Annotated in this window: 17 protein-coding genes; 6 read left to right on the top strand and 11 right to left on the bottom strand. The window is 69.7% G+C overall.

The window, feature by feature from the left end:
- From ABZ803_RS21355 to ABZ803_RS21335, 5 genes are all read right to left on the bottom strand, one after another.
- Complete coding sequence (locus ABZ803_RS21355) at nucleotides 1–1,296, bottom strand: DUF58 domain-containing protein (protein WP_357040858.1); 1,296 nt, start codon at nucleotides 1,294–1,296, stop codon at nucleotides 1–3.
- A 3-nt stretch (nucleotides 1,297–1,299) separates the two neighbouring features.
- A complete protein-coding gene (locus tag ABZ803_RS21350; protein WP_357040855.1) occupies nucleotides 1,300–2,277 on the bottom strand; it encodes a MoxR family ATPase in 978 nt (325 codons plus the stop codon).
- Between the two features lie 67 nt (nucleotides 2,278–2,344).
- A complete protein-coding gene (locus ABZ803_RS21345; RefSeq protein ID WP_357040853.1) occupies nucleotides 2,345–3,442 on the bottom strand; it encodes a DUF4129 domain-containing protein in 1,098 nt (365 codons plus the stop codon).
- Nucleotides 3,439–4,236: a hypothetical protein gene (locus ABZ803_RS21340; protein WP_357040850.1), complete on the bottom strand. Its 798-nt coding sequence runs from the start codon at nucleotides 4,234–4,236 to the stop codon at nucleotides 3,439–3,441. The genes ABZ803_RS21345 and ABZ803_RS21340 overlap by 4 nt, the downstream gene beginning before the upstream one ends.
- A 91-nt stretch (nucleotides 4,237–4,327) precedes the next feature.
- Nucleotides 4,328–4,867: a TetR/AcrR family transcriptional regulator gene (locus ABZ803_RS21335; RefSeq protein WP_357040847.1), complete on the bottom strand. Its 540-nt coding sequence runs from the start codon at nucleotides 4,865–4,867 to the stop codon at nucleotides 4,328–4,330.
- Between the two features lie 85 nt (nucleotides 4,868–4,952).
- On the opposite strand from ABZ803_RS21335, the gene ABZ803_RS21330 reads away from it, so the two are divergent.
- Complete coding sequence (locus ABZ803_RS21330; protein ID WP_357040844.1) at nucleotides 4,953–6,491, top strand: MFS transporter; 1,539 nt, start codon at nucleotides 4,953–4,955, stop codon at nucleotides 6,489–6,491.
- 200 nt (nucleotides 6,492–6,691) lie between these two features.
- Here ABZ803_RS21330 and ABZ803_RS21325 read toward each other — a convergent pair whose 3' ends face one another.
- Together ABZ803_RS21325 and ABZ803_RS21320 are read right to left on the bottom strand one after the other, a co-directional pair.
- Entirely contained in the window at nucleotides 6,692–8,242 is a 1,551-nt protein-coding gene (locus tag ABZ803_RS21325; RefSeq protein ID WP_357040841.1) for an adenylate/guanylate cyclase domain-containing protein, read from the bottom strand.
- A gap of 200 nt (nucleotides 8,243–8,442) precedes the next feature.
- On the bottom strand, nucleotides 8,443–10,119 hold the full coding sequence (locus tag ABZ803_RS21320; protein ID WP_357040838.1) for a DUF4407 domain-containing protein: 1,677 nt from the start codon (nucleotides 10,117–10,119) through the stop codon (nucleotides 8,443–8,445).
- A 184-nt stretch (nucleotides 10,120–10,303) separates the two neighbouring features.
- Between ABZ803_RS21320 and ABZ803_RS21315 the strand changes: the two genes are divergently transcribed.
- The 4 genes from ABZ803_RS21315 (at nucleotide 10,304) to ABZ803_RS21300 (ending at nucleotide 19,014) form a co-directional block, all read left to right on the top strand.
- On the top strand, nucleotides 10,304–10,918 hold the full coding sequence (locus tag ABZ803_RS21315; RefSeq protein ID WP_357040835.1) for a chorismate mutase: 615 nt from the start codon (nucleotides 10,304–10,306) through the stop codon (nucleotides 10,916–10,918).
- A 741-nt stretch (nucleotides 10,919–11,659) separates the two neighbouring features.
- A complete protein-coding gene (gene gltB / locus ABZ803_RS21310) occupies nucleotides 11,660–16,312 on the top strand; it encodes a glutamate synthase large subunit (protein ID WP_357040831.1) in 4,653 nt (1,550 codons plus the stop codon).
- On the top strand, nucleotides 16,305–17,774 hold the full coding sequence (locus ABZ803_RS21305; protein WP_357040828.1) for a glutamate synthase subunit beta: 1,470 nt from the start codon (nucleotides 16,305–16,307) through the stop codon (nucleotides 17,772–17,774). The genes gltB and ABZ803_RS21305 overlap by 8 nt, the downstream gene beginning before the upstream one ends.
- 340 nt (nucleotides 17,775–18,114) lie before the next feature.
- Complete coding sequence (locus tag ABZ803_RS21300) at nucleotides 18,115–19,014, top strand: cutinase family protein (RefSeq protein WP_357041318.1); 900 nt, start codon at nucleotides 18,115–18,117, stop codon at nucleotides 19,012–19,014.
- 66 nt (nucleotides 19,015–19,080) lie between these two features.
- Here the strand turns inward: ABZ803_RS21300 and ABZ803_RS21295 are convergent, their stop codons facing one another.
- From ABZ803_RS21295 to ABZ803_RS21285, 3 genes are all read right to left on the bottom strand, one after another.
- Complete coding sequence (locus tag ABZ803_RS21295; RefSeq protein WP_357040825.1) at nucleotides 19,081–19,410, bottom strand: hypothetical protein; 330 nt, start codon at nucleotides 19,408–19,410, stop codon at nucleotides 19,081–19,083.
- Between the two features lie 247 nt (nucleotides 19,411–19,657).
- The gene (locus ABZ803_RS21290) at nucleotides 19,658–20,014 is read right to left on the bottom strand and encodes a hypothetical protein (RefSeq protein WP_357040822.1); all 357 of its coding nucleotides are present in this window, start codon (nucleotides 20,012–20,014) and stop codon (nucleotides 19,658–19,660) included.
- 112 nt (nucleotides 20,015–20,126) lie between these two features.
- A complete protein-coding gene (locus ABZ803_RS21285; protein ID WP_357040819.1) occupies nucleotides 20,127–20,741 on the bottom strand; it encodes a histidine phosphatase family protein in 615 nt (204 codons plus the stop codon).
- Between the two features lie 87 nt (nucleotides 20,742–20,828).
- Here ABZ803_RS21285 and ABZ803_RS21280 point away from each other — a divergent pair, with 87 nt between their 5' ends.
- Nucleotides 20,829–21,407, top strand: coding sequence for a Uma2 family endonuclease (locus ABZ803_RS21280; RefSeq protein ID WP_357040816.1), 579 nt, complete (start codon nucleotides 20,829–20,831; stop codon nucleotides 21,405–21,407).
- A gap of 71 nt (nucleotides 21,408–21,478) precedes the next feature.
- Here the strand turns inward: ABZ803_RS21280 and ABZ803_RS21275 are convergent, their stop codons facing one another.
- Entirely contained in the window at nucleotides 21,479–21,691 is a 213-nt protein-coding gene (locus ABZ803_RS21275; protein ID WP_357040813.1) for a hypothetical protein, read from the bottom strand.
- Nucleotide 21,692 lies beyond the last annotated feature (1 nt).

The raw sequence follows: 21,692 nt of genomic DNA, 5'->3' as shown, positions 1-21,692 counted from the left end.
TCAGAGCGCGCCGGATTGCTTCAGTTCCAGGTATTCGTCCGCCAAGGCTTCCGGCAGTCGTTCCGGTGACGCGGCTACGACCGCGATACCGGTGCGGCGCAGCGATTCCTGGACCAGCGCGCGTTCGGCGAGGACGGATTCTGCCGCCGCGGCGGCATAGAGGTCGGCGAGGTTGTCGCGGCGGGTGGCGGCCGCGGCGACATCGGGATCGGTCACCGAGACGATGAGCACTCGGTGCCGCTGCGCCAGCACCGGCAGCACGGGCAACAGGTTCTCCTCGACCGCGGCGCCGTCCAGGCTGGTGAACCAGACGACCAGGCTGCGTCGGCGGGTGCGCTGGATGGCCGCCCGCACCAGCCCGGCGCTGTCGGTATCGACGAGTGCGGGGGTGATGCCCGCCATCGCGTGCATCAGTTTCAGCTGCAGACCTTTCCCGCCGACACCCCGGACTTCGGCGCGGGCTCGCCGGTCGAAGGCGAGCAGGTCGACCGAGTCTCCCGCGGCGGCGGCCAGGCCACCGAGCAGCAGGGCCGCCTCGATGCTCGCGTCCAAGCGGGTGCCGTCGCCCACCCGGCCCGCGCTGACCCGGCCGGTGTCCAGCAGCATCAGCATGTGCCGGTTGCGCTCCGGGCGCCAGGTGCGGACCAGGACGTCGGTGGCGCGTGCGGTGGCGCGCCAGTCGATGGCGCGCACGTCGTCCCCGGCGACGTACTCGCGGAAGGAGTCGAATTCGGTGCCCTGCCCCCGCAGGTTGGCCACATTGCGGCCTTCCAGGTGCTGTAACCGCTTGACCTTCGAGCGCAACAGCCGTTCGGCGCGGAACGCGGGCAGCGCGCGTACCCGGGCGGGCACGTCGTGCCTGGTCTGCCTGCCCGCCAGCCCGAGCGGGCCGAGCAGGCGCACGGTTACCTGGCCGGCGACCCGATCGCCGCGATAGGTGGGCGTGAGCGCGGTGCGGAAGCGGACCTTGGTGCCCGGCGCGAGATCCAGTTCGTGCGTGCGGTTTCCGGCGCGTGCGCTGCCGGGCCAGTCGTCCCACACGGTGCCGCGCAGCGTGCGGGCTCCGGTGTTGACCGCGACGAGCTCCACCTCGACGCAGCGCCCGAGTCGCACCGTGGTGAGTGCCTCGCGAGACAGCGCCAGGTCGCGCGCCCGTCCCACCGCGCCGAGATCGATGAGCAGCCCGGCCGCCAGGGCACAGGTCACCACGACCACGCCGAGCACGGACGGCAGGACCAGGGTGACGAACAGGGCCGCCACGCCTGCCGCGGCGGCCAGCCGACCGGTGACGACCATGCGCTACACCGGAACCGGAACCGACAGCAGCAGCGACGACAGCACGCCCTCGGTGGTCACGCCGTCCAGTTCGGCCTCCGGACGCAATTGCAGGCGGTGGCGCAGCACGGCGACGGCGACGGCTTTCACGTCGTCGGGTGTGACGAACCCGCGACCGGTGAGCCAGGCGAACGCGCGCGAGGCCGCCATCAGCGCGGTCGCGCCGCGGGTCGAGGCCCCGTGCTGCACGGCGGGCGAAGTGCGGGTGGCCCGGCACACATCGACGGTGTAGGCGAGCACCTCGGGGCTGATCGTCGTCCGCGCGATCGCGGCGCGGGCGGCGGTGATGTGTTCGGGGCCTGCCACGGGACGCAAGCCCGCGGCGGTCAGGTCGCGCGGATCGAAGCCGGCGGCGTGGCGTTGCAGGATGCGGAACTCGTCGTCGCGGCCGGGCAGGTGGATGTCCACCTTGAACAGGAACCGGTCCAGCTGCGCCTCCGGCAGCGGGTAGGTGCCCTCCTGCTCGATCGGGTTCTGGGTGGCGACGACGACGAACGGATCGGGCAGCGGCTGCGGTTTCCCGTCCACCGAGACCTGCCGTTCCTCCATCGATTCCAGCAGCGACGATTGGGTTTTCGGCGGCGTGCGGTTGATCTCGTCGGCGAGCAGCAGGTTGGTGAACACCGGACCGTGCCGGAAGGTGAACTCCGTGGAGTGCGGATCGTAGATCTGCGAGCCGGTGACGTCGCCGGGCATCAGGTCGGGGGTGAACTGCACCCGCGCGTGGTCCAGGTCCAGCGCCGTGGCCAGCGCCCGCACCAGCAGCGTCTTGGCCACGCCCGGGACACCTTCGAGCAGCACGTGGCCGCGGCACAGCAGCGCGAGCACCAGGTACATGACCGCGCTGTCGTTGCCGACCACCGCTTTGCCGATCTCGGCGCGCAGGGCGTGGAACGCGGCGCCCGCTTGCTCGGCCGTCGGGGTGGTCTCGGTGCTGGTCATTCGATCTCCTGTGGTTCGCGGGCGTTCCCGGATGCCGTGGGCCGGGCGAGGATTGGGCGAAGGCGTCTCATCCGACCTCCGATTCGATCCATTCGAGCTGAGCGGCGACCACCCGCAGGGTCCCCGAATCGGGCACCGGGCCGAACAAGGCGGCCCCGATCTGGGCGGGGTGGGCTCCGACGCGCGCGGCGACCGCGGCGACGATGCGGTCCGGCGGGGTGTCGGCCGCGATGCCGAGCGGGGCGCGGATGCGGCGCAGCGTGGCCGCCCGCAGCTTCCCGGCGACGTGGTCGTGGTCTTTCGAGCGGCGGTAGAGGGCGGCGTGTCCGGCGAGCAGTTCGTTCGCCGCCACCTCGACCGGGCGGGGCTCGCGCACCAGTGCGCCCCGCCTGCGGGCCCGCCACCACACCACCAGTGCGGCGGCGATCAGGAACTGCACGCCGCCGTAGAAGACCGGTGCGGGCAGCCGGTCCCAGATCGGGTCGTCGCCCGCCCCGAAGCCGGGGCGGCTGGGCGGGGGGACATCGGGCAGATCCGGCGGCGGCTGTGGCGGCGGCGGGGTGGGCGCGGTGGGCGCTCCGCAGGACTGCAGGGCGCCGTAGACCAGCAGCAGTAACGCGGCCGTCGCGGCGAGCGCCGCCCATAACCGGGGGTCGCGCAGCAGACCGGGCAGCGGGGGAAGCCTGCGCCTGGTGCGCGGCGCTTTCTCGACCGCCTCGATCTCGACCGGTTCCGGCGCGGGTGGCGGCGCGGAGGCGGAGAACCGGTCGGCGTATTCCAGCCTGCGGTATTCGTCTTCGGTGGCGCGGCGGCCGCCGTAGACGACCTCGTCGAAACTGCGTGCGGCGGGTTGGATCTCGGTGGCGACCTCGAGCGGCAACGCGGTCGTCACGTCGTCGGCGGTTTCCCGCGCGGTGCGCGAGCGCCGGACCTCCAGCACACCGCCCTGTTCCAGGCCGCGCAGCACGGCACGGAAACGTTCCCGCAAAGCGCGGTCGAAATCGCGATGCTGCGCGGCGGATTCGGCGGCGGCCCGATGATCGGCGGCGGCGCCGAGCCGCGGCGCGCCGGGCGCCGGGTCGTCGGTCGTGTGGGCACCTTTGGTCAGCCGGACCTCACCCGGATAGCGAGCCGATGGGATCTCCGGCGGTGTCGGATCGCTCATCGCGTCTCCTGCCGGGGAATGCGAATGTCCAATCCCTCCCTGCGGCAACGGCGATCGAGGTAGCACACCACCCGCGACGACGCCTCGACCACTTCGCCGAAGGCCGTCAGCAGCAGCACCGCCGACGTGGTCAGCACGATCACCGGCCACCGGTGTGTGCCGGAGAAGTCCGAGATGTACAGCGGGATGGCCAGCAGCGGGATCGCCAGCAGTCCGAACAGGACGCGTTGCGCGATCCAGAGCCCGACGGTCGGCCACTCCGCGCCTTCGGCGAGCAGCTTGGCGCGGGCGATTCCGTCGCGGTGCGAGGTGCGCTCCGCGAACAGCACCGGCACCGCCACCCAGCGGCGGGCGCGCAGCCAGCCCAGCCAGAGCACCGCGAGGGGCAGTGTCACGATGGGCAACCCGCTCACCGCGAGCACGCCGACGCCCACCAGCGTGAACAACAGCTGGAACACCAGCAGCGGGACGAGCGTCGCACCGAATCGGCGCAACGCGGTCCTGCGGCCGATCGGCGCGCCACCGACGGTCGCCAGCCCCAGCGCCACGGTCGTGCCACGTAACGCGAACCGCAGCAACCAGGCACAGACCGCGGTGGACCCGATCGCCGCCCAAGCGGTGCCCGCGTCGGAACCGCCGGTCAGCTCGGAGACGCCCGCGGTCACCGCGACGACCACGGCCTCGGCCAAGAGCAAGCCCGGCACGATCGAACCGGCGATGGCGCGGATGTTCGCCTGGATCAGCGCGAACGGCGCATCGAGCAGTTCACGAAAACTCAGCGGTCGGATCGGCACCGTCGTTCCAGGAGACCCTGGTACCGGATCTGTTCCCGCCCCGACGGCGCCGGCCGGTTCGGCGGCTGGCAGCACGGGCCGAGTCTAGCCGTCAGCGGCGCAGTAAGCGGTCCACCACGTGCCGGTAGCGAACCGGATCGATGGGCGGGAGGCCGAGCAGCGCGCGCAGGTACACGCCGTCGCCCACGAGCCGGATGAGGTCGGCCTGCACCGGGTCGGCGACCTCCGCGTCCAGACCGTCCGACCAGGCGTTCATCATCTCCACCAGCGCCTGCTGCACCTCGTCGGGCTCCGGTGTGGCGTCGATCGTGCGCATGGTCGCGAGCATGGACCGATAGAGCTCAAGTTCCACCGCTTCCGCCGCGTCGTCCGGGTTCGGTGTCTGTAGGTACCACTCGGCTACCGAGCCGCCCCTGGCGACCGCGCCGTCCAGCTGCTTGCCCGCACGGTCGGACAACCTGCGGACCAGGCCCGCGAGCAGCGCGTCCTTGCTTTTGAAGTGATAGAGCAAGCCGCCTTTCGAGACGCCCGCGGTGGCCGCCACGTTCTCCAATGTCACTTGCGACATGCCTTTTTCCAGCAGCAAGTTCTCGAGTGCGTCCAGGATGCGGTCGCGGGTGTCAGCGGTCACGGGCTCGACTATACCGTCCGGACGGTTGGTCGATTACTATACCGTCTGGACGGTAAGAAAATGGACGACGGAAGTCGAGAAAGTCATGAACACCCAGACCGCGCGGCCCACCGGACGATCGGCCACCCCGCCACCCCGCGCCGGAGCGCGCGAGTGGGCCGGATTGTCGGTGCTCGCGCTCGCCCTGCTACTGCTCGCCGTCGATGCGACCGTGCTGGACTTGGCCGTACCCGCGATCAGCGCCGATCTCGCCCCGACCACGCCGCAGCTGCTGTGGATCATCGACGTGTACTCGTTCGTGCTGGCCGGGTTGCTCGTCGTCATGGGGAACCTGGGGGACCGGATCGGGCGGCGCAGGCTGCTGCTGCTCGGCGCGGCCGGATTCGGCATCGCCTCCGTGCTCGCGGCGTGGGCGCCGACGCCGGAGATGCTCATCGCGGCGCGGGTGCTGCAAGGCGTCGCCGGTGCGACGCTGATGCCCGCGACGCTGGCGCTGATCAGGTCGATGTTCCTCGATCCGCGGCAGCGCACGGTGGCGATCGCGGTGTGGAGCGCGATGGCGGGCGGTGGCGCCGCGGCGGGTCCGCTGCTGGGCGGCTGGCTGCTCGAGCACTACTGGTGGGGTTCGGTGTTCCTGGTGAACCTGCCGGTCATGCTGGTGCTGATCGGACTGGGGCCGGTGCTGATCCCGGAGTCGCGCGATCCGAATCCCGGCCGCTTCGACCTGCTCAGCGCCGTGTTGTCGATGCTCACCCTGGTGCCCGTGGTGTACGCGGTGAAGGAGGTCGCGGCGCACGGTCCGGGTATGCGACCAGTTCTGGTCGGCGCGCTCGGTGTGCTTGCGGGTGTGGGGTTCGTGCGCAGGCAGCGGCGGCTCGCGCGGCCGATGCTCGACCTGGCGCTGTTCGCGCTGCCCACCTTCCGCACGGCGGTGGTGACCAGCCTGCTCGCGGTGTTCGCGCTGGCCGGTGTGCTGTTCTTCGGCTCGCAGTACCTCCAGTTGGTGCTCGGACGCTCGCCGATGCAGGCGGGCTTGCTGCTGCTGCCGGGCCTGCTCGCCGGGATGATCGCCTCGCTCGCCGCGGCCTGGTTGGTGCGGCGGCTGCGGCCGGGCACTGTGCTGGGCAGCGCGCTGATCACCGCGGCGGTGGGCGCGGCGCTGTTCGGATGGCTGGGCCCGGAGGCGGCCACCAGCACCACGCCGTTCGTGCTCGGGTTCCTGTTCGTGGGGGCAGGTGTCGGCGTCGCGCTGACCGTGTCGTCGGACCTGGTGGTCGGCGCGGCGCCCGCGGAGCGCGCGGGTGCGGCCGCCGCGGTGTCGGAGACCGCCTACGAGACCGGTATCGCGCTGGGCGTCGCGATTCTCGGCAGCGTGGTCATGGCGATCTTCCGCAACGGCCTCGACCTGAGCCACGTGCCGGATGATCAGGCGGACGCCGCCTCGGAATCCCTCGGCGCGGCCACGGCTTTCGCCGGTGAGCTGCCGGAGGCCGCCGGAAACGCGTTCCTCGCCTCGGTGCACGATGCGTTCGTCTCCGGCATCCACTTCGCGGCGATCGGCACCACTTCGATCCTGTTGGCAGCCGCGCTGGTGGCGTTCCGGTTGCGCGGTGCGCGGATGTGATCGCCGCTCAGGGCGCTTCCGAGCGGGAGCGGTCCCGGCGCCGAAGTCGGTCGACGTTGCGATTCGCGCCGGTCGCACGCGACCGTGACGGCACTCGCGACCGGCCGATCCGGCCGCACGTTCCCGCGGGCTCGGCGGAGTGGACGTCCACCGTGCGCGGGCACCGCAGCGAAGGTCGAGCAGGCGTCCAACCGAAGACCTCAGGCGGGACGCGCGAGCCGGGTCGGTGTGAGGCGGCCGCGGAGGGTGACGGATTCGCCGAGCTGCCACTGCCCGGCCTCGGCCTCGGCGGCCGCCGCGACGGTGGCACCGGAGGCGAGCAGCAGACCCTGCTGCTTGGCCAGCTCGCACAGGCGCGCGGCCTCGTTGACCGCGTCGCCGATGACGGTGAACTCGTAGCGCTGATGAGCGCCGACATTGCCGGCCACCACCCGGCCCGCGGCCACGCCGATGGCCGCGACGAAATCGGTCGCGTCGGCGTCGAGCCGGGCCCGGATCGCGCGGGCGGTGGCCAGCGCCGCGCCCGCGGTATCCGACAGCGGCGCGGGCGTGCCGAAGACGGCGAGCGCGGCGTCTCCCTCGAACTTGTTGACCAGCCCGCCGTGCCGCTCCACCTCGTCCACCACGATGGCGAAGAACCGGTTGAGCAGGGCGACCATCTCCGGCGCCGGGATGGTCGCGGCCATCGTCGTGGAGCCGACGATGTCGATGAACAGGGCCGCGGCGTCGGTCTCCACGCCACCGAGCGTCGGATCGCCCGCCAGCGCGGCCGCGGCGACCTCGCGCCCGACATGCCTGCCGAACAGGTCCCTGATCTGCTCGCGTTCCCGCAGCCCCTCCACCATGTGGTTGAAACCGCTCTGTAGCTCGCCGAGCTCGGTGCCGTCGTAGACCGCCAGCGCGACGGCGAGATCGCCGTCCTCCACCTGGCGCATCGCGCGGCGCACCCCGAGGATCGGGGCGACCGTCGCGGCCAGCGTCTGCGTCATCAGCAGCAGGCCGAAGATCAAGGTCGCTCCGCCGAGGGACAGCACGCAGACCGCCAGCCGAGCCTTGGACACGTCGTCCATCACGAGCGCCGACACCGCGAGCACCATCATCCCGGCCACCGGAACGCCCGATCCGACCACCCACACCACCAGTGAGCGTCCGAAGACGCCGATGCCGCGGCGTCGACCGGAAGCCGCGGCTTCCAGCACCCGCGCGGTGACAGGTCGCAGCGCGAACTCGATGATCAGATAGCTGTTCGCGCACACCACGATGGCGCTGAGCGCGATGCCGAAGGCCACCTTCGGAATCAGCCGCGGTTCGGCCAGGCCGTACAGGGTGGTCAGCAGGACGAGGCCGCCGAACCACAGCAGTGCCTGGTTACGCACCAGCCTGCGCGGCACTACCGTGGCCGCGGCCTGCTCCTCCTCGGTGGGCACGTGCAGCGGGTCGGTGGCCCACCGCAGCGCGCGCAGCCCGCGGGTCGTGCCCCACCACAGCCCGAGCAGTAGCGCGCAGCTCGCGTACAGCGGTGCGGCCAGCACGTCGAGCAGCAGGAGATCCCGGGTGAACACCGACGGCCCCGGCAGGACGAAGCCCACCAGCACGATCGACACCACCATGCCCGTCAGGTTTCCCAACAGGGTGGGCACGGTGAGCAACAACTGAATGCGAATGCGTCGCAGCCCGGACGACTCCTCGGCGGACCCGAGCAATGGCGAGCCCCACGGCGCCGCGGCGAGCGTCACCTCCCTGTGTTGCATGGGTGCAGCGTAGGCCGAGGCGTCGCGCCTTGCCGCAGGGCCGTTTCGGCATCCGGGCTCAGGCAGTCCGACCGAACTCGTACCCGCACAGCTGCCGCCCGATACGGCGGCGACGACCACCGAGGTACCCGTAGTCCGAGGTGTCGGTGGCGGCGCGCGTTACCCCGCCGCTGTTTGCGGCGAGGACGTAGGGGGACCGGTCAGCGCCCGGGCGGCAGTTCGCGCCGGTCGGATTCGGGCAGTTCGGGGTATCGCCGCCCGGGCAGTTCGTCTCGCCGGGCGCCGGTGGGCAGGCCGTAGCCCGCGGCGCCGGTCGGTGGAAGCGAGGAGTAGCGGGGCACCGCGTCGACGACGGTGGAGGCGACGTGCTGGGCGTGCGCGATCTCGGGGGAGCCGGGCTGCGGCTGGTAGCCCACGGCCTGCGGATGCGTGGCTTGGCCGTCGATGGTCACCTTGCGGGTGCGCCGCAGCGTGAACGTGATCTCCTCGACCTCCTCGAACGCCTGCCGAGCGGTGCGCAGCGGATGCGTCGCCGTGTCGATCGCATTGGCGACGAACGACGGGACCAGCGGACGGATCAGACGCGCCGCGGTGTCGGTGAACGGCACCGTGCCGATCAGGGGCAGTTCGAGTCCGCCGCTCTGCGGCGCCGCCTGCGGGGCAGCGACGGCGGGCGAATGCACGGTCACCGGCGCCGGTAGGTTCGGCGTCACCTCGTCGGGCATGTCGCTGTCCTTTCGGTCTTCCGCCGCGGCGGGAAGTTCGGGGCGGCGCGGCGGCTCCGTGATGCCGATCTCGATGCCACCGATGGCCGCGATGATGCGGGTGCGCTGCCGCTCCCGGTCGATGGCCGTGTCCGCCTCGACGGCGAGACGGGCGGCGGTGAGCTGTTGCTCGGCACGCAGGATCTCCGCCTCGGTGCGCACTTCGGCCTGCTTGACCGCGATCGCCGCGTCGGCGTCGCGCTCGGCGCGATCGTGCACCGTGCGGGCGGCGTTGTGCCGGTCGAACGAAGTCTCGCCACGCCACCACCGCAGCACAAGTGGCAGCAGGGCGAGTGCGACGAACGCCACGATGGTGAGGATGCGCAGCGGCAGCGCGTTGTGCACCGTGTAGTCGTTCATCGCCTGCCAGCGCGCGCCGATTCCGCGATCGGTGTCGTCGAAGGCGGCGGTCCGCGCGGCCGCCAAGGCATCCCGGTCGGCGTCGATCCGGCGGTCCGCGGCATCCACCCGGGCCTGCGCGGTGGCGAGTTGCTTGCGGGCGTCGTCGAGCATGGCGTCGGCCGTCCGCGCCTCCGGCCCGCGACCGGGCACGCCGGTGATCCTGGTGCGCGGGCACTCGGGGGCCGGGTTGAATTCGCAGCGGGCGATCACCAGGGCGTGATCGATATCGTTCTGGGCCATGCCGATCGCCTGTTCGAGCGCGGCCCGGTCGGCCTTCGCCTGGTCCAGTTCGGCCTGCGCCGCGACGACCCGAGGCGCCGAATCGAGCGAGCGCTGCGCCTTCTCATCCAGCACCCGATCGACGGATCCGCTGAACAGCACGATCGCGGCCAGCTCCGCGAGCAATCCACCGGCCAGCACGGCGACCGCGAAACGCGCGAGCAGCCCGAGCCGATCCGGTCCCCCGCTCGGCCGCGCCGTGGCCAGAGCACGCGCCGACGCGCCGGTCAGCGCGCCGACCACGATTCCCACCGCCGTCGCTGCCCACCAGGGCCAGGCGGACGCCGCGGCCAGGGCGGCGACCACACCGGAGATACCGGCGAACAACAACACGACGGCACCGGTGACGGCGTATCCGGCACGCTCGTGACGATCGGTGATCGCGCTGGTCCGGCCCCCGCCGAGCCAGGTGAACAAGCCGGTGACGGTCATCGGAAGGCACATCCTCTACGTCCCAGGCGCTTTCGCGGGCGCGACGAAACTGTCACGGATTCGTTGTGACAGCGTGACAGGCCCCGAGGGTGCCCAGCGAGCAGGGGAGGCCGGATGTGGCCAGGCTCACAGCCCGGTCGGCGGCGGGCCGGGCGGGCCGGGTGACCTCGCCTACGCTGACGCGGTGATTCGTTTCCATGCGAGCGATCCCAGGAGGTCACGACGTGCGCGAGTCGGTGGGACGCTGCTGGCGGCGGTACTGCTGATGTGGCCCGCCGGCGCGGGCGCCGCTCCGGCCGACGGGTCCTTGGACCGGCTGGTCGCCCTGGTGGTCGAACGCTTGGACACCGCCGACGCGGTGGCCGCGGCGAAGTGGGTGGCCGCGGGCGAACTCGGCATCGAGCCGACGATCGACGATCCGGCCAGGGAGGCGGAGGTCTACGACGCGATGGCCCGGTTGGGCGACGGTCGCGACCTGCCGGAGGACTGGGTGCGGCAGGTTTTCCTGGGGCAGATCGAGGCGAACAAGACGGTGCAGCGCGGGCTGATGCTGCGGTGGCGCTTCGACCCGGCCGCCGCGCCCGTCGCGCCCGCAGGGCTCGCCTCGGTGCGCCCGGTCATCGACCGCGTGAATGTCGAGATCCTCGACCAGCTCGACATGCACCGCGCCGAGCTGACCGCGCCGGACTGCGCGGAACGGTTGGCGCGCAGCGTCTTCGGGGTGTTCACCTCGGGCAACGGGGACGCCCTGCACCGCGCGGCGCTGGTGCGGGCCGCCGTCTCGCTCTGCCGGTCGTAGGCCGGGCCCCACCGGTTCTGTGGCGCGTCATCGGAAAGATGTGTCCAACACCACTTCCCGAGATTTGCTGGTTATGTGCTGAATGACACAGCGGGCAAAAGAGGCCGGACGGTCGGATCACATTCATGGCTTGTCACGCCGGTGTCGGAAATATCTCAACGGGCCGATCGCCGAGTTAGCCGCTGCCGCTTGGTTTGCCGCGCCGTCTCGCGGGGAAATCCACTTCGACGCAGGTGAGGGCGGTTTCCGGGCTTTGTGAGGAAAGTCTCGGGTCGGTGTCGCGCGCCGGTTTCCCCAGCTGGCACCGGGTGCCATGGGGATCGATCGCACGGCACTCGCTGCTTTACACTGGACGACGCGCACACGTGGAGGACCAAATGCAGAAGCCCAGCTAAACATGGTTATTAGCACAACCTAAGTTGGTTGGGCCCTGGACCTGACTTATCGTTTGCTCTTACGCCGAACACAGAACGTTCGGCTACCTCGCCCGCTCGGGCAGCCCTAGCCAGGTGCTCAGCGTAGCGGGCGAGCACCCGCTCGGAGGTAAGGATCTTGTTAGGGATCCGTTACCGAAGGGCACCCACTACGTCACAGAAGCGGGTGGAGAGACAACTGCAGACCTGACTGCACGCCGAAGACCATCAGCGCGGCTGGCTTCGGAACGTACGGGCGCAGTCTTGTACGGAGGCGTTCGGCGAAAGGCCGTTTTCTTCGAAGGCCGACTTTCTTGAAGGCAGAGGCATGACGCAACTTCCTGGCCACAGGTCACCTGGACCCATCGGGCTCTACGACCCGGCGAACGAGCACGACGCCTGCGGCGTCGCATTCGTCGTCGACATGCACGGCCGCCGCAGCCGCGACATCGTCGACAAGGCTATTACGGCTCTGTTGAACCTGGAGCACCGTGGCGCCGCTGGCGCCGAGCCCAACAGCGGCGACGGCGCGGGCATCCTGATCCAGGTCCCGGACCGGTTCTTCCGCGCCATCGTGGACTTCGAGTTGCCGCCGGAGGGCTCCTACGCCACCGGTATCGCCTTCCTGCCGCAGGCCCGCCGCGAAGCCGCGCGCGCCGCCTACGGCGTGGAGAAGATCGTCAAGGAAGAGGGCCTCGAGGTCCTCGGCTGGCGCGAGGTGCCGATCGACGAGTCGTCGCTCGGCGCGCTGGCCCGCGACGCCATGCCGAGCTTCCGGCAGATCTTCATCGCCTCCCCGAAGAACGCTTCCGATCCGCTGTCGGAGATGGATCTGGAGCGTCGCGCCTACGTGGTGCGCAAGCGGGTCGAGCGCGAACTCGGGTCGGCCGGTGCGGGTGAGGGCGCGGTCGGCAGGGAGTCGGTCTACTTCCCGAGCCTGTCCGGGCAGACCTTCGTCTACAAGGGCATGTTCACCACGCCGCAGCTGCGCGCGTTCTACCTGGACCTGCAGGACTCCCGGGTGGAGAGCGCCCTGGGCATCGTGCACTCCCGGTTCTCCACCAACACCTTCCCCTCCTGGCCGCTGGCGCACCCGTTCCGCCGGGTGGCGCACAACGGTGAGATCAACACCGTCACCGGCAACGAGAACTGGATGCGCGCCCGTGAGGCGCTGCTGCGCAGCGACGTCTTCGGCGTCGACTCCGCCGGCAAGAACCGGCTGGAGAAGATCTTCCCCATCTGTACCCCGGGGGCGAGCGACACCGCCCGGTTCGACGAGGTGCTGGAACTGCTGCATCTCGGCGGCCGCAGCTTGCCCCACGCCGTGCTGATGATGATTCCCGAGGCCTGGGAACGCAACGACACCATGGACCCGCGCCAGCGGGCCTTCTACGAGTACCACTCGATGCTGATGGAGCCGTGGGACGGCCCCGCGTCGGTGTGCTTCACCGACGGCACCGTCGTCGGCGCCGTGCTCGACCGCAACGGCCTGCGGCCGAGCCGTATCTGGGTGACCGACGACGGCTTGGTCGTGATGGCCTCCGAGGTCGGCGTGCTGGACATCGACCCGTCCAAGGTGGTCAGGAAGGCGCGCCTGCAACCGGGCCGCATGTTCCTGGTCGACACCGCCCAGGGCCGCATCGTCGGCGACGAAGAGGTCAAGTCCCAGCTCGCCGCCGAGCACCCGTACCAGGAGTGGCTGGACGCGGGCGTGTCCCGCCTCGCCGACCTGCCCGACCGCCCGCACGTGCACATGTCGCACGACCGCGTGCTGATCCGTCAGCAGATCTTCGGATACACCACCGAGGAGCTCAACCTGCTGATCTCGCCGATGGCCAAGACCGGCGGCGAAGCGCTCGGCTCGATGGGCACCGACACCCCGATCGCGGTGCTGTCGGCCCGCCCGCGCCTGCTGTTCGACTACTTCTCCCAGCTGTTCGCGCAGGTCACCAACCCGCCGCTGGACGCGATCCGGGAAGAGGTGGTCACCAGCCTCAAGCGCAACATCGGCCCGGAGGCCGACCTGCTGCACCCGGGGCCGGAGTCGTGCAACATGATCGCGCTCGAGCAGCCGATCCTGGACAACGACGAGCTGGCCAAGCTCGTGCACATCAACGACGACGGATCGCACCCCGAGCTGCGCTCGGTGGTCGTGCGCGGCCTGTACCCCGTCAAGAAGGGCGGCAAGGGCCTGCGCAAGGCGCTGGAGGCGATCAACACCCAGGTGTCGGCCGCCATCGACGGCGGAGCGCGGATCATCGTGCTGTCCGACCGCGAGTCCAACGAGAAGCTGGCGCCGATTCCGTCGCTGCTGCTGACCTCCTCGGTGCATCACCACCTGGTGCGCGAACGCACCCGCACCATGGTCGGCCTCGTCGTGGAGGCCGGTGACGCCCGCGAGGTGCACCACATGGCCACCCTGGTCGGCTTCGGCGCCGCCGCGATCAACCCCTACATGGCCTTCGAGACCATCGAGGACATGCTCGAGCGCGGCGCCCTCGAACTGCCGGGCAGCACCGGCGACCTGGCCGCCGACTACCGCAAGGCGGTCGCGAACTACAACAAGGCCGCGGGCAAGGGTGTGCTGAAGGTGATGTCCAAGATGGGCATCTCCACGCTGGCCTCCTACAACGGCGCCCAGCTCTTCCAGGTGATCGGCCTGTCGCAGGACCTGGTGGACGAGTACTTCACCGGCCTGCGCTCGCACCTGGACGGCATCGGCCTCGACGAGATCGCCGAGGACGTCGCGCAGCGGCACCGGATCGCGTTCCTGGAGAACCGCAACGAGCGCGCCCACCGCGAGCTCGAGGTCGGCGGCGAGTACCAGTGGCGGCGTGAGGGCGAATACCACCTGTTCAACCCGGACACGGTGTTCAAGCTCCAGCACGCCACCCGGTCCGGCCAGTACCCGATCTTCAAGGAGTACACCAAGCTGGTCGACGACCAGTCCGAGCGGCTGGCGTCGCTGCGCGGTCTGTTCAAGTTCAAGCACAAGGCGCGCAGCCCGATCTCGATCGACGAGGTCGAGCCCGCCTCGGAGATCGTGAAGCGGTTCTCCACCGGCGCGATGAGCTACGGCTCCATCTCGGCCGAGGCGCACGAGACCCTGGCGATCGCGATGAACCGCCTCGGCGGCCGGTCGAACTCGGGTGAGGGCGGCGAGTCGCCGTCGCGCTTCGAGCCGGAGGAGAACGGCGACTGGCGGCGTAGCGCGATCAAGCAGGTGGCCTCCGGCCGCTTCGGCGTGACCGCGCACTACCTGACCAACTGCACCGACATCCAGATCAAGATGGCGCAGGGCGCGAAGCCGGGCGAGGGCGGCCAGCTCCCGGCGCACAAGGTGTATCCGTGGGTCGCCGAGGTGCGGCACTCGACGCCGGGCGTCGGCCTGATCTCGCCGCCGCCGCACCATGACATCTACTCGATCGAGGATCTGGCGCAGCTGATCCACGACCTGAAGAACGCCAACCCGCAGGCGCGCATCCATGTGAAGCTGGTCGCCGAACCGGGCGTCGGCACCGTCGCGGCGGGCGTCTCCAAGGCGCACGCCGACGTCGTGCTGATCTCCGGCCACGACGGTGGCACCGGCGCGTCCCCGCTGACCTCGCTCAAGCACGCGGGCGGCCCCTGGGAGCTCGGCCTCGCGGAGACCCAGCAGACGCTGCTGCTCAACGGGTTGCGCGACCGCATCGTCGTGCAGGTCGACGGCCAGATGAAGACCGGCCGCGACGTGATGATCGCCGCGCTGCTCGGTGCCGAGGAGTACGGCTTCGCCACCGCGCCGCTGGTGGTGTCGGGCTGCATCATGATGCGCGTCTGCCACCTGGACACCTGCCCGGTCGGCGTCGCGACGCAGAACCCGGTGCTGCGCGAGCGGTTCACCGGCAAGCCGGAGTTCGTCGAGAACTTCTTCCTGTTCATCGCCGAAGAGGTCAGGGAGCTGCTGGCGCAGCTGGGCTTCCGCACGCTGGACGAGGCCATCGGCCGGGTCGACCTGCTCGACACCTCGCGGGCCAAGCAGCACTGGAAGGCCAGCAAGCTGGACCTGTCGCCGATCCTCGACGACGTCGAGACGGCATTCATGTACCAGGACCGCCGCTGCACCAAGTCCCAGGACCACGGCCTGGACAAGGCGCTGGACCAGCAGCTGATCGTGCAGAGCCGCGACGCGCTGGAGCGGGGTCAGGCGGTGAAGTTCGAGACCAAGATCACGAACGTCAACCGCACCGTCGGCACCATGCTCGGTCACGAGGTGACCAAGCTCTACGGCGGCGCGGGCCTGCCCGACGACACCATCGACATCACGTTCACCGGGTCGGCGGGCAACAGCTTCGGCGCCTTCGTGCCCGCTGGCATCACGCTGCGCGTGCAGGGTGACGCGAACGACTATGTCGGCAAGGGTCTTTCCGGCGGTCGCCTGGTGGTGCGCCCGTCGCTGAACGCGCCAGGCGAGTTCGTCCCGGAGCAGAACATCATCGCGGGCAACGTGATCCTGTTCGGCGCCACCAGCGGTCAGGTGTTCCTCCGCGGCGTGGTCGGCGAACGGTTCGCCGTGCGCAACTCCGGCGCCACCGCGGTGGTCGAGGGCGTGGGCGACCACGGCTGCGAGTACATGACCGGTGGCCGGGTGGTCATTCTCGGCGAGACCGGACGCAACTTCGGCGCCGGTATGTCCGGCGGCGTGGCGTTCGTGTTCGACCCGAACGGCACCTTCGCGTCCAAGCTCAACCCCGAGCAGGCCGACGCCGTCGAGCAGTTGTCCGGTGACGATTTCACCTGGCTGCACGACATCATCACCCAGCACCGTGACCAGACCGGTTCCGCGGTGGCCGAGCGCGTTCTCAGCGATTGGTCGCAGCAGGTGAACCACTTCGTGAAGGTCATGCCGCGCGAATACAAGAAGGTTTTGCTCGCCATCTCCGAAGCTGAGAAGAGCGGCAAGGACGTGGACGAAGCGATTATGGAGGCCGCTCGTGGCTGACCCCCAGGGTTTTCTGAAGCACACCGCACGCGAACTGCCCAAGCGGCGCCCGGTGCCGCTGCGCCTGATGGACTGGAAAGAGGTCTACGAGGAGAAGTTCTCCCACGAGACCCTGCGCACCCAGGCCAGCCGGTGCATGGACTGCGGTATCCCGTTCTGCCACAACGGTTGCCCGCTGGGGAACCTGATCCCCGAGTGGAACGACCTGGTCTACAAGGACCGCTGGCGGGAAGGCATCGACCGGCTGCACGCGACCAACAACTTCCCGGAGTTCACCGGGCGGTTGTGCCCCGCGCCGTGCGAGGCGTCCTGCGTGCTCGGCATCAACCAGGATCCGGTCACGATCAAGCAGGTCGAGGTCGAGATCATCGAGAACGCCTTCGACGAGGGCTGGGTGACCCCGGTCTACCCGACCCGCCTCACCGGCAAGAAGGTCGCCGTCGTCGGTTCCGGTCCGGCCGGTCTGGCCGCCGCGCAGCAGCTGACGCGCGCCGGGCACACCGTGACCGTGTTCGAGCGGGCCGACCGCATCGGTGGCCTGCTGCGCTACGGCATCCCGGAATTCAAGATGGAGAAGCGCTTCATCGACCGCCGCATGGCGCAGATGGAGGCCGAGGGCACCATCTTCAAGACCGGCGTGAACGTGGGCGTCGACATCACGGCCGAGCAGCTGCGGGAGAAGTTCGACGCGATCGTGCTGGCCGGTGGCGCCACCCTGGCGCGCGACCTGCCGATCCCGGGCCGCGACCTGGACGGCATCCACCAGGCCATGGAGTTCCTGCCGTGGGCCAACCGGGTGCAGCACGGCGACGACGTCACCGATGACGAGGGCCTGCCGCCCATCCACGCGAAGGGCAAGAAGGTCGTCATCATCGGCGGTGGCGACACCGGCGCCGACTGCCTGGGCACCTCGCACCGGCAGGGCGCGGCCAGCGTGCACCAGTTCGAGATCATGCCGCGCCCGCCGGAGGAGCGGGCCGCGTCGACCCCGTGGCCGACCTATCCGCTGATGTACCGGGTTTCCTCGGCGCACGAGGAGGGCGGCGAGCGGGTGTTCTCGGTGAACACCGAGCGCTTCGTCGGCGCGGACGGCAAGGTGACCGGCTTGGATGCCCACGAGGTCAAGATGGTCAACGGTCGCTTCGAGAAGGTGGAGGGTACCGACTTCACCCTCGAAGCCGATCTGGTGCTGCTGGCCATGGGCTTCGTCGGTCCCGAGAAGCCGGGTCTGCTCACCGATCTCGGCGTGGGCTACGACCAGCGCGGCAACGTGCAACGCGACAAGAACTGGGCCACCAATGTTCCCGGCGTCTTCGTCGCCGGTGACATGGGCCGCGGTCAGTCGCTGATCGTCTGGGCCATCGCCGAAGGCCGCGCCGCGGCCGCGGGTGTGGACCGGTACCTGGAAGGCGAGACCGCCCTCCCGGCGCCGATCACCCCCACCATGGTGGCGCAGCGCTAGAACCCCTCTCTTACCGGAGCGGAAACAAAGGCGCCTGTGGACAACTCGTCCACAGGCGCCTTTTCGCGATCGATCGGCTTCCGGCCCACGCCTCACCAATGCTCCTGCCCGAGCAGGCATCGGAAATCCGACACACTACGAGGTTCGAATGGCATTGCGGCGTTCGTGGCTTTATTGTGATCTCCGGCGTGCTGCTGATCTTGGGATGCGGTAATGGGTGCACGTCATACCGGTCGGGTGACCGTTGTTCACCCGGCGTGCACTGTAACGACATCCGGTGAGTTCAGCATTGACGCGGCAACTCGGCGGGAAGTTCGACGAGGGCGAGGTTTGGAGCGGTATGCAGTGGAAGAAGGTCGTCGCGGCTCTGGGCGCGTCCGCGACCGTGATGTCCGGCTTGGTTTTCGGCAGTGGGTCGGCGAGCGCCGCTCCCGGTTGCCCGAGCCTGTACGTGGTGGCGATCCCGGGTACCTGGGAGACCGGGCGGGACAAGACCCCGCAACCCGGCATGCTCGCCGGCGTCACTCGGGGGCTGCCCGGTTCCGCCGAAGTCGACTACGTGACCTACGCCGCGACCGCCTTCCCCTGGGAAGGTGAGATCTACGGCAACTCCAAGAAGGAGGCGGTCGACAACGCGCGCGGTCTGATCGCGAACATGGCGCAGCAGTGCGGCGCGACCAAGATCGCGCTGGTCGGCTACAGCCAGGGCGCGGACGCCGCCGGTGATCTGGCCGCCGAGATCGGCACCGGCCTCAGCGTCGTGCCCGCCGATCGCATCGCCGGTGTCGGCCTGATCTCCGATCCGCGCCGGTCGCCCACCGACGTCCAGGTCGGCCCCGTCGCTCCTGGCGCGGGCGCGGGCGGCCCCCGGGTCGGCGGCTTCGGCTGGGTCAGCGATCGCACCCGCACCATCTGCGCGCTCGACGACCTCTACTGCGCGACCGCGACCGATGACTTCGTCACACGGTTCGCCGGTTTCCTCGCCCAGGCGTCGGACGCCAACCCCGCCAACATGTGGCGCTACCAGATCGAGGCGGGCAACATCCTCGGCGACCTGATGTCCTCGGGCGGTGTCCCGGTCCTGCAAGCGCAGCTGACCGACTCGGCCAACCAGCAGCGGGCCAAGGACCTGGAGCGCTTCTACAAGTCGCAGTCCCACACCCTGTACGGCAGCTACCCCGTGGGCGGCGGTCAGACGGCCATCTCCTGGATGCACAACTGGATCGCGGGCATGGCCTGAGCCCCCGCTGAAACACAAGGCCCACCTCCGAACTCGGAGGTGGGCCTTTTCGTCGGGGCGGAACGACTAGCTCGAGCCGGTCGGCGGCAGGACATGCTCGAACTTGTAGAAGTGCCGCGGGCCGCCCGGCCCAGGGCCGCCGTCCGGCCCACAGTCGCGGTCGTCCGGCCCACGACCCGGCCCGTCATGCCGTTCGTGACGTTCGAAACGACGGGGCCCGCCGTCGATGTCGGTGCCCTGCTGCGGCGCGTCCACCAGCTGTACCCGGCCCTGATCGGCAGGGGTTTCGGCGGACGCGGTCGACGCGAGGGCCGCGAGCGGGACGGCGATCAGCGCACCGGCCACGGCGACCCGGGCCAGACGCCGCAGCGGCGTAGCGGTTTTGGAGAGCGACACGGAATTCCTTTCTCTCGAACCGTGAACCACCCTCGGGAGCGGCTCACCGGTCCTATCGAAGATTCCGTCACTGGGACACCGGTGCGACAGGCCTGGCAATCGGCTGTGAATGCGCCGGGGTGATATTGCGGGGCAATAGATCTCAGACTCGACCGCGCTGTCGAGCGCCGTGTGCAGCACCGTCCACTCGCACAACAGGGCCCACCTCCGAATCCGGAGATGGGCCCTTCTCGATGCGGCGGTGGGGCTAGCTCGACCCGGTGGGCGGCATGAACTGCTGCTGCGGGCCGTCCTGGCGTGGGCCGTCGTTCGGGCCGCGGCCCGGTCCGTTGTCCGGCCCATGGCCGGGCCCGTTGTCCGGTCCGCGCCCGGGACCGTCGTTCTGCCCATGGCCCGGATCGTCACGCCGTTCGTCATGGCGCGACCAGTCGTCGTGGTCGGCTACCTGCTGCGGTGCGTCCACCAGCTGTACCACGCCCGGGACTGCCGGAGTTTCGGCGGATGCGGTCGACGCGAGGGCCGCCAGGGGGACAGCGATCAGCGCACCGGCCACGGCGACCCGGGCCAGACGCCGCAGCGGCGTAGCGGTTTCGGAGAGCGACACGAAGTTCCTTCCTTTCGGATCGTGGCCGCTGTTCGGAGCGGCTCACGTGTCCTATTTCAGATCGTGTCACTGGCAGATCGATGCGACCGGCCTGGCACTCGGCTGTGAATGCTCAGCGCGGGCCGATATTGCGCGGCAACAGATCCCAGACGTGCCCGTTCTCGTTGACGGTCGCGGCCGTGCGGCGTCCCGTCCGGGAGAACAGGATCCTGGTGATCGAGCAGTAGTCGATGGGGAAGGTCAGCGGCCTTTCCAGTCCGAGGACCTCTTGCAGCAGCACGTTGATCACACCGCCGTGCGCGAACACGACCACGGTGTCCGCCGGATCGGTGGCCGCGACGACATCGGAGACGGCGGCGTGCACCCTGGCCTTGAATGCGGCACCGTCGACCTGCACCGGAAGATGCCCGGCCTTGATCCGGTCATAGGCGTCGCGGAATTCGACCTTGGCATCCTCGATGGGGATGTAGGCGGGCAAATCGCGATCGTATTCGGCGAGTCCGTCGATGACGTCGACGCCGAGACCCAGCTTCGCGGCGGTCGGTGCCGCCGTTTCCCTGGCCCGCCGCTGCGGGCTGCTCACCACACGGGAGACCCGATGATGGCCGAGCGCCGCGGGCACCCGCTCGGCTTGCTCCAGCCCCACCGGAGCCAACTCCGGATCGGCGGGCCCGCTCGAACTCGACATCCGGACCGGCTGAGCATGGCGAACGAGAATCAACTGCACCCGCCCCACTCTGCCGCATGACCATGACTCACTTCATCCGGCCCGTGGTCTCGATGACCGGCACATTCGCAGTGACATACTCGAAGCATGAATCTCGAGCCGTTTCCGCAGTGGCTGCGCCCGCCGCCGGGTGGATTCGTCGCCGAGGATCTCGACCGCCTGCCGAACCTTCCCCCGCACACCGAGTTGATCGACGGGAGTCTTGTCTTCGGGAGCCCGCAGGCGAAGTTCCACATGCTGGTGATTTCACTGCTCGATTCCGTACTGCGCCGCCTGGCTCCGGACCACCTGCGGGTCCGGCGGGAAATGACCGTGACACTCGGCCGGGACCAGCGCCCGGAGCCGGACCTGATCGTCATCCAGGCCGAGCGCGACGGCGGTCCGGAACTGACCTCGTATCGGGCCGATGACGTTGTTCTCGCCGTGGAGGTCGTCTCCGCCGAATCGCGTACGCGTGATCGGGAGCGCAAACCGCAGCTGTACGCCCGTGCGGGAATCGCTCACTTCTGGCGAGTCGAGAACGCGGACGGCCGCCCGGTCGTCTACGTCTACGAACTGGATCCGGCCACGAAGACCTACGCGCTCACCGGGATTCACCACGATCGCCTGGAGCTGACCGTGCCGTTCGATATGGACATCGATCTGACCGAGATCGATCGACTCTGAGCCGGTCGATAGACAAACGGGAAACGACGGCCCGGTTCGCTTCGCGCGAGCCGGGCCGTCGATGTCTGCCGCTAGGTGTTCTTCTTGCGCTTGGTCAGCAGGTAGACGCCGCCGATGATCAGCGCGACCACCAGCAGGCAGCAGATCGCGCCGATGATCAGGCCGCCCCCGCCCCTGCTCTTCTTCTTCTTGGCGGCCAACTCGAGCGCGGAGTTCCACGTGTCGGGGCTGGCCCACACGGTGTGGTCCAGCAAACTCGCGTTCGTCAGCAGGTCAAGGTACATA

Source organism: Nocardia sp. NPDC047648, assembly GCF_040642815.1.
GTDB lineage: Bacteria > Actinomycetota > Actinomycetes > Mycobacteriales > Mycobacteriaceae > Nocardia > Nocardia gamkensis.
This window is presented reverse-complemented; position numbering and strand designations above follow the sequence as displayed.